Origin of the sequence: Blautia sp. DFI.9.10 (assembly GCF_024461705.1) — a bacterium.
Classification (GTDB): Bacteria; Bacillota; Clostridia; order Lachnospirales; family Lachnospiraceae; genus Blautia_A; species Blautia_A fusiformis.
This window is the reverse complement of record NZ_JANGAA010000021.1, coordinates 1-12,451: the sequence shown is the minus strand read 5'-3', so window position 1 is coordinate 12,451 and position 12,451 is coordinate 1. Positions and strand designations below refer to the sequence as shown.

At 44.5% G+C, this 12,451-nt stretch carries 7 protein-coding genes; 6 read left to right on the top strand and 1 reads right to left on the bottom strand.

Going from position 1 to position 12,451, the window contains the following annotated elements; translation table 11 throughout:
• The first annotated feature begins 55 nt into the window (after window positions 1–55).
• The 6 genes from pheT (at window position 56) to NE671_RS12275 (ending at window position 11,549) form a co-directional block, all read left to right on the top strand.
• Entirely contained in the window at window positions 56–2,473 is a 2,418-nt protein-coding gene (gene pheT, locus NE671_RS12300) for a phenylalanine--tRNA ligase subunit beta (protein ID WP_256164041.1), read from the top strand.
• On the top strand, window positions 2,473–3,081 hold the full coding sequence (locus tag NE671_RS12295; protein ID WP_022427216.1) for a histidine phosphatase family protein: 609 nt from the start codon (window positions 2,473–2,475) through the stop codon (window positions 3,079–3,081). The genes pheT and NE671_RS12295 overlap by 1 nt, the downstream gene beginning before the upstream one ends.
• A 296-nt stretch (window positions 3,082–3,377) precedes the next feature.
• Window positions 3,378–3,590: a ferrous iron transport protein A gene (locus NE671_RS12290; protein ID WP_044962386.1), complete on the top strand. Its 213-nt coding sequence runs from the start codon at window positions 3,378–3,380 to the stop codon at window positions 3,588–3,590.
• Between the two features lie 145 nt (window positions 3,591–3,735).
• Window positions 3,736–5,397: a MotA/TolQ/ExbB proton channel family protein gene (locus NE671_RS12285; protein ID WP_256164039.1), complete on the top strand. Its 1,662-nt coding sequence runs from the start codon at window positions 3,736–3,738 to the stop codon at window positions 5,395–5,397.
• A 14-nt stretch (window positions 5,398–5,411) separates the two neighbouring features.
• Window positions 5,412–6,485: an OmpA family protein gene (locus NE671_RS12280; RefSeq protein WP_173740884.1), complete on the top strand. Its 1,074-nt coding sequence runs from the start codon at window positions 5,412–5,414 to the stop codon at window positions 6,483–6,485.
• Window positions 6,486–6,491: 6 nt separating this feature from the next.
• Window positions 6,492–11,549: a leucine-rich repeat protein gene (locus NE671_RS12275; RefSeq protein WP_173740885.1), complete on the top strand. Its 5,058-nt coding sequence runs from the start codon at window positions 6,492–6,494 to the stop codon at window positions 11,547–11,549.
• Between the two features lie 582 nt (window positions 11,550–12,131).
• Here NE671_RS12275 and NE671_RS12270 read toward each other — a convergent pair.
• The gene (locus NE671_RS12270; protein WP_256164038.1) at window positions 12,132–12,293 is read right to left on the bottom strand and encodes a hypothetical protein; all 162 of its coding nucleotides are present in this window, start codon (window positions 12,291–12,293) and stop codon (window positions 12,132–12,134) included.
• Between the last annotated feature and the right edge of the window lie 158 nt (window positions 12,294–12,451).

Sequence of the window (12,451 nt, the reverse complement as noted above, 5' to 3'; positions counted from 1 at the left end):
CGGATCATGAGTATCCGTCTGACAGTAAATATAGAAAAAAGAAGGGACAACCAAAATGAATACTTCATTATCTTGGATTAAAACATATGTGCCGGATCTGGATGTAACGGCACAGGAATATACAGATGCCATGACCTTAACAGGCACAAAGGTAGAGGGCTTTACAGAGCTGGATGCAGATCTCGATAAGATCGTGATCGGCCAGATCGATAAGATCGAGAAGCATCCGGATGCAGATAAGCTGATCATCTGCCAGGTAAATATCGGAACTGAGAGTGTGCAGATCGTAACAGGCGCTCCAAATGTAAAAGAAGGAGATAAAGTTCCGGTTGTTCTTGATGGCGGACGTGTTGCAGGCGGCCATGATGGAAAAATGACTCCCGGAGGGATCAAGATCAAAAAAGGCAAACTCCGTGGCGTTGAGTCCTTTGGTATGATGTGCTCTATCGAGGAACTTGGAAGCACCAGAGAAATGTATCCGGAAGCACCGGAATACGGAATCTATATTTTTCCTGAGGACGCAGTTGTGGGTGAAAGCGCTGTTAAGGCACTTGGCCTTGACGATGTGGTATTTGAGTATGAGATCACTTCCAACCGTGTAGACTGCTACGGTGTTCTTGGAATCGCAAGAGAGGCAGCAGCAACCTTCCAGAAGAAATTCTGCCCGCCGATTGTAGAGGTTAAGGAAAATGATGAGAAAGCTTCCGATTATGTAAAGGTTACTGTAGAGGATCCGGAGCTTTGCCCGCGTTACTGCGCAAGAGTTGTAAAAAATGTCAAGATCGGTCCGTCCCCGAAGTGGATGCAGAGATGTCTGGCTTCCAATGGAATCCGCCCGATCAACAACCTGGTTGATATCACAAACTATGTAATGGAAGAGTTTGGACAGCCAATGCATGCATATGATCTGGATACCATCGCAAATAAGGAGATCGTTGTACGCCGTGCAGGAAAAGATGAGAAATTCGTCACACTGGATGGCCAGGAGCGTATCATGGATGAGAACGTTCTGATGATCTGTGACGGTGAGAAGGCTGTCGGCATCGCAGGTATCATGGGTGGAGAGAATTCCATGATCACAGACGATGTAAAAACGGTTCTTTTTGAGGCGGCGTGCTTTGATGGAACCAGCATCCGTCTTTCTTCCAAGAGGATCGGACTTCGTACAGATGCATCCGGTAAATTTGAGAAGGGTCTTGACCCGAACAATGCACAGGCTGCAATTGACCGTGCATGCCAGCTGATGGAAGAGCTTGGTGCAGGTGAGGTTGTAGGCGGGATGGTTGATGTCTGCAGCGAGACAAGAGAGCCATCCAGAGTAAAATTTGAGCCTGAGAAGATCAACAAGCTTCTTGGAACCAGCCTTACAAAAGAAGAGATGATCGATTATCTTGGACGTGTAGAACTGGCTTATGATGAAAAAACAGACGAGATCGTTGCACCGACATTCCGTCAGGATATCCACTGTAATGCAGATGTTGCAGAGGAGGTTGCAAGATTCTATGGCTATGATAAGATCCCGATGACACTTCCTACAGGAGAGGCTACTACAGGTAAGCTGCCATTTAAGCTTCGTATCCAGGAGGTTGCAAGAGATATCGCAGAATACTGCGGATTCTCAGAGGGAATGTCCTATTCTTTCGAAAGCCCGAAGGTATTTGACAAGCTTTGTATTCCTGAGGACAGTGATCTTCGTAAAGTCATCACCATCAGCAATCCTCTTGGAGAGGACTACAGTATCATGCGTACAAGCACACTGAACGGTATGCTGGCATCCCTTTCCACAAACTATAACAGACGTAATAAAGATGTTCGTCTTTACGAGCTTGGAAATATCTATCTTCCGAAGTCCCTTCCGGTTACAGAGCTTCCGGATGAGCGTACCATGTTTACACTTGGAATGTACGGAAAAGGCGATTTCTTTGATATGAAGGGTGTATGCGAGGAGTTCTTCGAGAAGATCGGAATGAAGAAAAAGGTTACCTACGATCCAAACAGCGGAAAACCATTCCTTCATCCAGGAAGACAGGCTAACATGATCTACGAGGGTAAGGTAGTTGGATACTTAGGTGAGGTTCATCCGGCTGTTGCAGATAATTACTCTATCGGAGAAAAGGCATATATCGCGGTGATCGACATTCTGGATGTTCTGGAATTTGCTGGTTTCAACCACAAATATACAGGAATTGCCAAATATCCGGCTGTAACTCGTGACCTGAGCCTTGTAGTTCCCCATGCAGTTCTCGCAGGACAGATTGAGGAGATTTTTGATCAGAGAGGCGGAAATATTCTTGAGAGTTATCAGCTGTTCGATATCTACGAGGGCGCACAGATTGAGAAAGGTTTCAAATCCATGGCTTATTCTCTGGTATTCCGTGCCCATGACAAGACTCTTGGTGAAAACGAGATCTCCGCAGTAATGAAAAAGATCATGAATGGTCTTAACGGACTTGGAATCGAGCTGAGAAGCTGATGCTGATCTACATTGTAAGACATGGCCTGACTGAGTGGAATAAATTAAAAAAGCTTCAGGGTGCAGCGGATGTACCTCTTGCGAAGGAAGGGATCCTTCTTGCGGAAAAAACCGGAGAAGCTCTCCGTAATGTGAAGTTTGATATCTGTTTTACAAGTCCGCTCTCAAGGGCAAAACAGACAGCAGAATATGTTCTGGGGAAACGTGATGTTCCGATTATACCGGATAAGCGGATTCAGGAGATCGATTTTGGTGTGTTGGAGGGTGATCAGGTAAGAGATGCAGATGGCAATTATATCGATCCGCAGATCGAGACTTTTTTCCGTGCTCCGGTAAATTTTAAACGACCGGAAAAGGGCGAGGATATTTTTGATGTAATCGCCAGGACAAAGGATTTCTGGGATGAAATAACATCAGATCCGACTCTTGCGGATAAAACAATTCTTGTTGCCTCTCATGGATGTGCAGTCCGTGCTCTTCTTCAGAATGTAGATCCTGATCCGGAGAATTTCTGGAGAGGCTCCGTGCCGCCAAACTGCTGTGTTAATCTTGTGGAAGTAAAGAATGGAAAGACAACGCTTCTGGAAGAAGATAGAGTTTATGCATAGAAAATAATGAGAAACGCAGAATAACTGTAATGGCTGTTCTGCGTTTCTTTTTTTGCTTGTTTTTATTGGTGGAATTTCACAGGTTATGATTGACTAATTGAGATAAAATGAGATAAAATATATAAAAGTAATGGATAATTCAGAAAAATAAAAGTTAAACTTTACTAATTATATAAAGATGCAGAATTGTGTTGGGATTATATGAAATCATTTAACCAAGTGCGGATTGCGAATATCCGCCTACGGATAGAGGATAATTACTGATAGTGATGTGATATATGGAATGGGGTGAGTATATGCAGTCATTAAATGAGACAAAAGCAGGGGAAAGCTACACGATCAAGTGGATGACCGGAATGCCGGAGACTATGGAACAGATCAGGCAATATGATGTCAGTGAAGGAAAGACCGTACAGATCATAAGCAGGATACTTGGCGGAGTGATCGTAGGTGTTTGCGGACGCAGGATCCTGATCAGCGATGATGCAGCCTGCCGTATAAAAGTATAAATAAAAGTATAAAATAGAAAAAAGACGAAAGGACAATTCTTTTGGCGAAGGAATTGTCCTTTCTGGTTGTTTTAGGGAAGATGTTATGATAGTATGGGAACAAAAGAGTAACTTTTTTCAAAAATAAAGACAGGGGAGGCATATTATGGGAAAAAAGTTTATGAATACAGTGCTGTTTCTGGCAGTAACAGTGGCCGCGGCAACCCTGACTGCTTATGTTGGAAAAGGCTCCGGGAATGTGTTGCTTTATAATTTTACATTTCTGGGACTTATGCTGATCATATACGCAGTGGGGCTTTTTGCAGGTTTATATCGGATGGATAACCTGTCAAGAGCACTGAAGCATGGCTCTGGTGAGATCACAGAAGTGTTTCAGCTTCCGGGAAGAGCCAGAAAAGAAGAGATTGGGCAGCTGCGAGGGATTTTTGGTGACCGCTATCTCGACAAAAAGATGGATGATTTTGTTGACAGCATCAGCAGAACGGAAGAAGGGATCGCTGAAGTAGAGGATTTTGTGAATATTGAGGATGTAGATGTACATATCCACAAGAGACTCCTTGAGATGGCTCCGGACATTTTTACAAGCCTTGGTATCCTTGGAACATTTATCGGTCTTGTGTGGGGACTTAAGAATTTTCAGCCCACAGATTATGAAGTGATGACAAGCTCGGTATCCGCTCTTGTAGATGGCATCAAAGTTGCGTTTCTGACTTCCATTTATGGAGTTGCACTTTCTGTTGTGTACACATTTGGGATGAAAAGCGGATATTCTGCGATGTCCCAGGCGATGCAGGATTTTCTGGATCGTTTTCACGCACTGGTGCTCCCTACTGCGGAGAATGAGTCCTGGAATCTCCTTGTTTCCAGCCAGAAGACGCAGACAGAAGCCATGAAACAGATGGCGGAACAGTTTTCTGTGCAGATGGCAGATAGCTTTGAGAAAGTGATCACGCCTACTTTTCAGAAGATGAATGATTCTCTGGACGTTCTTACCGCATCTGTGACAAAAGGGCAGCAGGATGCGATCCGGGAGATCCTGGATACGTTTTTAAGCGAGATGCATGGTTCCTTTCAGATGCAGTTTGAAGATTTTAATGATGCTCTGGCAGAACTTAAGAAGGTGCAGAAGGAGAATACAGAATATACATCAGAATTGTACAAGACCATGAGCAGTCAGCTGAGTGAAACTTTTACGAAGCAGGAACGTGCCATGAAGGATGCCATTAAGGAAATCGATGAGATGCAGAGCAGTTATATGAAGACTGCAGACCGTATTATCCGGGATAATCAGATGATCCAGCAGCTGCAGAAACAGGATTACGAAAAGTTTGCCCGGCATATGCATGAAAATGAAAAAGAATCCGCAGATCTCTGGAAAAACTGCAATGCATCTATGCGCCAGTATGTGGACAGTGCTGCAGAAGGGATGAAAGCAGTTGCGGATTCCAATAGGATCAGCGAGGAGCTTCTTCGAGAAGATAAGAAGATGATCGAAGATTTTGAAGCCAGAGTGAAAGAATTTACCGAGAGCCAGAAGATGGTCAATAGTGTTCTGGATGAGGTACGCAGGCTTCTTTCTGAGATCAAGACGGCAAAAAATAACCGTGATATCCATCTGATCGCCGGACAGCCCTGGGGCTATGGAAGCAATGCCGGTATCCAAGAACTTAAGGATAAGCTGACGGATCTGGAGGATCTTCTGGAGGGACAGGGTGCAAGACAGGAAGCGCTGCTGGATGAGATCGAGCGCAGTATCCGTGAGGCAACGAAGGCAGCACAGAAAAGTCGTTTTGGTTTATTTAAATAAGAGAGGAATTGTCAATGCGCAAAAAAAGAAAGCCGGAGGAGCATGGGTTTAATGTCTGGCGTTCTTATTCGGATATGATGGCAGGAGTTTTGCTGCTTTTTGTTCTGATCATGTGTGTGACACTTTTTCAGGCACAGAAGAGCTATCAGGACAGTCTGAAGGAACGGGATGAAAAAATCGCTCTTCAGGAAAAATATACAGAAGAGCTTCTGGAAAAACAGAATGCGCTGGATGAGCAGGCGGGGACATTAAAAAGCCAGGATGAGCAGATCAAGTCCAAGGACAAGCAGATCAAATCTCAGGATGAAGAATTGTCTTCTCTGGCGGAGAAGCTTGCCAAACAGCAGGAAACGCTTGAGGCGCAGCAGAAAAAGCTGGCCTCTCAGAAAAAGAAGCTTTCCAGCCAACAGGATACATTGAAAGAGCAGCAGTCTGCGCTGGATGAAAAAACAGAGCTTCTGGAAGAGCAACAGGAGAAGATTGACAAGATCATCGGCGTGAAAGCTGAGGTTGTGGAAGCTTTGCAGAAGGAATTTGAGAAAAAGAACCTCAATGTGGATATTGATCCACAGACAGGTGCGCTGACGCTGAATGCCAATGTTATGTTTGATTATGATCAGGCAGAGCTTACCGATTCCGGTAAGATGACATTGTCTATGGTACTGCCGACATATTGTAAGGTGTTGCTGGATGATTCCTATAAGAAATATCTTGGCGAGATTATTATTGATGGTTATACGGATACAGACGGAGATTACAGTTATAACCTGGAGCTGTCACAGAAGAGGTCTCTGGCGGTAGCGCAGTATCTTTTGGATATTAAGAGTGATTTTCTGAAGGATTCACAGGTTCAGGAACTGAAGGATTGTCTGACAGTGAATGGGCATTCCATGTCAGATCCGGTTCTGGATGCAGATGGAAATGTAGATAAGGATGCGTCCAGACGTGTAGAGGTAAAATTCCGTTTGAAGGATGAAGAGATGATCCAGGAACTGAATAAGATCATGCAGGGAAATTCTGCAGAGTCCGACAGTACTGCTCAGAAAAAAGAAAAGAATCAGAAAGAAAATCAGGATAATAAGCAGTAATAAAATATGGCTGCTTTATATTTTTTAAGGAGGATTGGGTATGAAAAGAAAACTGGCATTGATGCTGAAATGACGCTTCTGGCTGGCAGCCTGGATTCGGGAATGCTGGTCAGTGCAGCTGATTTTTCAGCAGAAGAGAGTGTGGAACAGGCAGTGGAAGAGGAACCGCAGCCAACCGAGGAAAACGGTGCTGAGGAATTGACGGATGCAGAGGAGGAGCTGCCATCTGATGAGGCAGCTGCTTCTGAGACAGAGCAGGTTGATGATCCCGGAGAAGATGGATCAGAAATGACAGAGTCCGGTGTGAATGAAGCGGATATTTCTACGGAACTGGAAACAGAACCGGAATTGGAAGAGGAAGCGGAGCCCGAAGAGGACACAGAGCTGGAAGAGGACACGGAAAGGCTGGCAGAAGATTTTGAATCTGGGGATGCTGAGGAAGTGGAAGAAGCTCAGCTTGAGGATGGCAGTGAAGATGCATTTTCTGCAGGTGCGGATAATGCAGAATTTGAATGGAACGGATTGCGCTGTGCTTCCAATGAAAAAGGTGAGGTTACGATCAAAGCGGTCATTAACGATGACCATTATGATAAGAATAACAATAAGATAAAAAGTGACAGATGCGCTTATGTGAATGGAAACATTCCATCTTCGATCAATGGCAAGCCGGTTGTCCGGATCGATACCGGGGCATTTTCAGACTGTATTAATATGACAAGTCTGAATATTCCGGATTCTGTAAAAGAGATCGGACGAGAAGCTTTTTTCGGCTGTACATCCCTTTCGTCCATCCGCATTCCGGATAATGGGGTGGTGGTAGAAGCAGGTGCATTTAAGCAATGTACAAGTCTTACCCGTATCCATATCCCCGCATCAATGGTAACGCATGGTTATGTGGGTGAGAGTCCGGCGTATCCGGGGATTTTTGCGGGAGATGCAGGTCTGACGACGGTCACCTTTGGGAAAGGGATCACAAAGATCGCCAAGGGATTATTTTTGCAGTGTCCTGGTGTGAGAAAGATCGTTGTTCCGGATACTGTAAAAAATATCGAGGCATATGCGTTTCGGAGTTGTTCTGCACTTACGGAAGTGACTCTTCCGGAAGGTCTGGAAAATATTTATAATGGAGCGTTTTCCTACAGTGAGAGGTTGACTTCCGTGAAGCTTCCATCTACGCTGAAATTTCTGGATGTAGGAGCTTTCGGAGACTGTACAGGTCTTACAACGATCAACATCCCGCCAAAAATGAAGACCCATGATACCACAGCGGCGAATCGGCAGTGGCCAGGTCCCTTTTATGGCTGTAAAAATCTGAAAAATGTGACTTTGGACAACGGAATGGAGGAAGTTCCAAGAGGGATTTTTTATGCACCCTCCGGTGATATAGGCCTGGAGGAAATTGTGATTCCGGACAGTGTGAAATGGATCGGGTACAGTGCGTTTTATGGCTGTAAAAATCTCAAAAAGGTGACTCTTTCCAAAAAGCTGGAGGGTATTGATTCAGAAGCTTTTCAGAACTGCAAAAATATGAAATTATCAGAACGCGACCTTCCGAAAACGCTGAAAACGATCCGTGATAATGTTTTTGCTAACTGTACAAGCCTGGAAAATGTTGTACTTCCAGATTCCCTGGAGTATCTTGGGATAAGTGTGTTCTATAACTGCCAGAGTCTGACAGAAGTGAATATTCCGGCTGGTGTGGAGACAAATGGAGCTACAGGAAATCACTATGATATGGGCGGCCCTTTTGCAGATTGCGTGAATCTGAAAAAGGTAACCTTTGGAAAAGGGATCAAGAAAATCCCACAGGGACTGTTTTACCGATGTACGGGAATCGAATCCATAGAGATTCCTTCAACGGTTACAGAAGTTGATTATATCGCATTCGGAAGATGTGTAAATCTGCAGAAAGTTGTGATCAACAGCGGACTTAAAGTTTTGTGGAAACAGGCGTTTTACAAGTGTGAGAAGCTGGAAAACCTTGCATTACCTTCCTCTGTGGAGAAAATCAATGAGTATGTTTTTGAGGATTGTAAATCACTGAAATGGGTTATGATTCCGCCAAGTGTAAAAACAATGGCGTGGTATAATGATATTACATATTTGAATGAAGATACGATTTTTGTTAATGTTTCATCCGACTTTGCAATAAAAGGTTCTACAGGTTCTTTTGCGGAAGCTTACGCAAAAAAATTCTCCATACCGTTCATTTCAGTGGGAATCACAGAGAAAACAACTTTTAAGATCACGTTTGATAAAAATGCGAAGGATGCGAAGCTTGCGTCAAAAGATAAAACAAAAACTGTAAAAAATGGAAGTGTCTATGGTAAACTTCCGACTCCGACCAGGAAGAATTACTATTTTCTTGGCTGGTATACGACTCCTAAGGATGGGGGTAAGAAGGTTACCGCAAAAACAAAATTTAATCTGAAACGGAATCAGAAGCTGTATGCCCACTGGGCAAAAACAGATCTGAGGAAGGCAAAGATCACAGTGAAAAACTGTACTTGGAATGGAAAGCCACAGAAACCAAAGGTTACCGTGAAGTTTTACGGACAGACCTTAAAAGAAAAAACACACTATACGGTTTCTTATCCTTCCGGGAAAAATATTGAGCCGGGTAAAGTTACTGTCACGATTAAAGGTAAAGGGGTTTTTGCGAAATCTAAGAGCAAAAACGGAAGCTTTACCATTGCGAAGGCAAAGCAGACGATCAAGGCAGTGAATGAGATCTATGCAGCAACAGAGAATGGAAAAACAAAGAATTTAAGTGTTTCAGCGAAAGAGAATGCCAGGATCAGCCTGTCCAGTAATTTTTCCGGTATTGCTGTGGTGAAGGGGAAAAAGCAGGTTACACTGAAAAAACCGGGAGCTGCCACGATCACGGTCCATGCGGCTGAGACAAAGCATTATAAAGCTGCATCCGGAAAAATGAAGGTTATTTTCCAGGGGCGGCAGAATATCAGACTGGTTTCCAAAGCCTTGAAGAGTAGTGGCCTGAACCGCTATACGATATCCAGTGATAATTTTAATCAGCCGATCAGGATTTTTGTCCTTGGAGGAGCAAAATATTCCTGCGCAGTATCAAATTCCGGAAAAACAGCGGCATGGTATGAAAGCGGCAAAGGTCTGATGGTGAGAGGCCAGGGCAAAGTTGTTGTGACGGTTACTACGAAGACAAGTGCAGATCAGGTATACCTGGCTTCCAAGAGAGTATTTACGATCAATCTGACGGGAAAAGTCCAGAATAGTGATTGGGTATTTAAACAGGATAGTGATGGAAAAGTGATCCTGATGAAATATACCGGAAAGGCTGTGAATGTTACAGTTCCTACGACGATCACGATCGGAATGAAAATGGTTCGGGTAAAAGGACTTGGGGACAGTGTTTTTGAAGGACAGAAGATACAGAAGGTTGTAATCGCAGAAGAGGGTGTTCTTACTATTGGTAAAAAGGCGTTTAAGAATTGTACTGCACTGAAATCGGTTTCTCTTAACCGTAAGACCGTATCTATTGGTGCGGAGGCTTTTTCCGGCTGTAAATCGTTGACTTCTATTGATCTGCCGGATGGTCTGAAAGAGATTTCCGCAAGTCTGATGAAGGGGTGTAGCTCGCTTTCAGGTTCTGTCTATATTTCGAAAAATGCCAAGAAGATCGGTAGCAGTGCATTTGATGGCTGTGTTAAGATCCGTACGGTAATGGTGTATTCCAATGTGACCAGTGTTGAGGCAAATGCATTCAGAGGCTGCAATAATATTAATAAGGTTTATTATGCGGGGCCGAAATATAAATGGACTCAGATTAAAATCGCAGGTGGCAACGAGAAGCTGACAGCGAATGTGGTCTTTAATGCAGGTGGTGGTGTTGATTCCAGCGTGGATACGAAGCTTTCAACGGATGATCTTTTCAGAAAGTATCCGGAGTTTCTGAACAATGCCGGTTTTGATAAGGTTACAGGTGATCTTCAGGGTGAGATGTTTGATGCGTTAAGTGCGGATACCAGTGCTACTTCGGGCTTTGGCACTTCAACATATTGGGCTACGGTTAAATCCAATATGCTGAACGGATTTGCGTATTCGATGTGTAATTTGTTTAATAAGGCGTATGGGACGGATTTTTCAGATGATAAACTGAAACAGAGTCTGGCTATGGAGCTTATTGTGGAAACTGCGGAGAGTTCTATGCTGACGTATGGTAACGATACTTTGGCAGAGGCTTATGATATCATTCATAATACAAAGGATCTTTCGGATCATTTCTTTGAAAATGGTGACACGAAATATCAGCTGGCTATGAAGCTGGAGGGTGTGACGCAGTATAGCAGAACTGAGCTTAATGATATGCTTGATTGGTTTTACAAGAAAAACGATAAAGGGGTTTCCAGGTGGGATACCATTGATAAAACTTTTAACAGTGCAGATGCTATTATGAGTGCTGGAGATTATCTGATGAATTTTCTGACGTTGGTTACGGTTGGACGGGATTGCCTTGACAGACTGAATTATCGGTTGCAGGAGGATTCTTCTTTGAAGAGGGGAATCGATCTTTTGAAGCAGTATTATGACCAGCCGCTGAAAACTCTGATGGTGGATTATGCGTCAGACAGGTGTATGAAGAAAGTGAAGAAGATGTTGACGAAGTCATTGACGAAGGTTCTGGATACAGTATGGACTCATAAGGGGTATACTGGCAGCTGTTATGTTGAGCTCGCGGAGCTGATCTTTAACGTTACCGGTACAATGATCCCTGGACCGACGATCGAGGGTTATAAGCAGGCATGGGTTTCGGTGTCAAATACGATGACTTTGAGAAATTCTGCTATGCAGCTTCGGAATGAGATCATTCAGGCGAAGAATAATGGTGGAGCTTCGAATCAGCAGATTGGGGATTATCAGCTACTGATGAGGACTTATCTGACTTGCCTGAAGAAGTCCGGGGGATATGTGGCGTCAGTTGTGAGGAATCCGTATGTTATGCAGGGGCATTTGGCTCGTTATGATAGTGCGTTGAATTATGAAGCTTATATTTCGGGATGTAAGTCTAATGCAGTGTATGGGAAGTGATTGAGGTTTAACTGGATCAATTAAGTCCTTTGCGGGGCTGCGAAAAGCGATAAGCTGTGGAGCAGTTATTCGGTTATGAGCAAGTAGCGAAGTGGATTGTGAATATCCGCTTGACATTTGTTCTTTTTGCTCTGGTGTCTGGCAGTGTTGTATTTGCTGGGCACCGGGGCTTTTTTGTTGGAGGTATAGAGGGGGCGCCAGAGGAAGGTGGAATTGGTCTGTGGGGATGCAGTCGGGGGTGTTGTTAAGGTTTTGTGGTGTGGAGGTATAGAGGGACGCCAGAGGAAGGTGGCATCGGTCCGGGCAGGGACTCCGTCGGGGGATACTACTAGGGCTCCGTGAGACGGCTAAAAGCATTGCGGCAGGGCCAGAACTCGCCTGCGGCTCAGACAGCAGACCCTGCCGCAATAACGCCGTCTCCCGCAGCCCAAGTAGTAATCACCCCTCCTCCGCAGCAGCCCGGCCCGATGCCACCTTCCTCTGGCTGACACTTCCAACCGACAGGAAAAAAACGGAGCATGGGACGGAAGCAAACATCAAAGAAATATCAAAGGATCCAGAATCCAGGAACCAGATCGCAGATCAGCACAGCATTACATCATAAATATCGAAGAATCCAGGAGCCAGATTGGCACAGCATACCACCATAAGTACCGAAGAATCCCAGAACCAGATCGCAGATCGGCACAGCGTACCACCATAAGTACCGAAGAATACAGAAACCAGATCGGCACAACGTTCCATTCTGAGTACCGCAGCATACAGAAAAAAGTCAACAACGCAGCACACACAACAACGAAGAACTACTTCCGTGCCCAAGAGGGTGGGGGTGCAGGGGGAGGGCCTTCGGGCCAATGCCATTTAGATAGAACATTTTGTAGATGATTCTTTATGTTACATTC

Coding starts and splice junctions, on each gene's coding strand:
- NE671_RS12285 (WP_256164039.1), top strand. CDS start 3,736: ATGGGAAAAAAGTTTATGAATACAGTGCTGTTTCTGGCAGTAACAGTG.
- NE671_RS12290 (WP_044962386.1), top strand. CDS start 3,378: ATGCAGTCATTAAATGAGACAAAAGCAGGGGAAAGCTACACGATCAAG.
- NE671_RS12295 (WP_022427216.1), top strand. CDS start 2,473: ATGCTGATCTACATTGTAAGACATGGCCTGACTGAGTGGAATAAATTA.
- pheT (WP_256164041.1), top strand. CDS start 56: ATGAATACTTCATTATCTTGGATTAAAACATATGTGCCGGATCTGGAT.
- NE671_RS12270 (WP_256164038.1), bottom strand. CDS start 12,293: ATGGAACGTTGTGCCGATCTGGTTTCTGTATTCTTCGGTACTTATGGT.
- NE671_RS12280 (WP_173740884.1), top strand. CDS start 5,412: ATGCGCAAAAAAAGAAAGCCGGAGGAGCATGGGTTTAATGTCTGGCGT.
- NE671_RS12275 (WP_173740885.1), top strand. CDS start 6,492: ATGGCTGCTTTATATTTTTTAAGGAGGATTGGGTATGAAAAGAAAACT.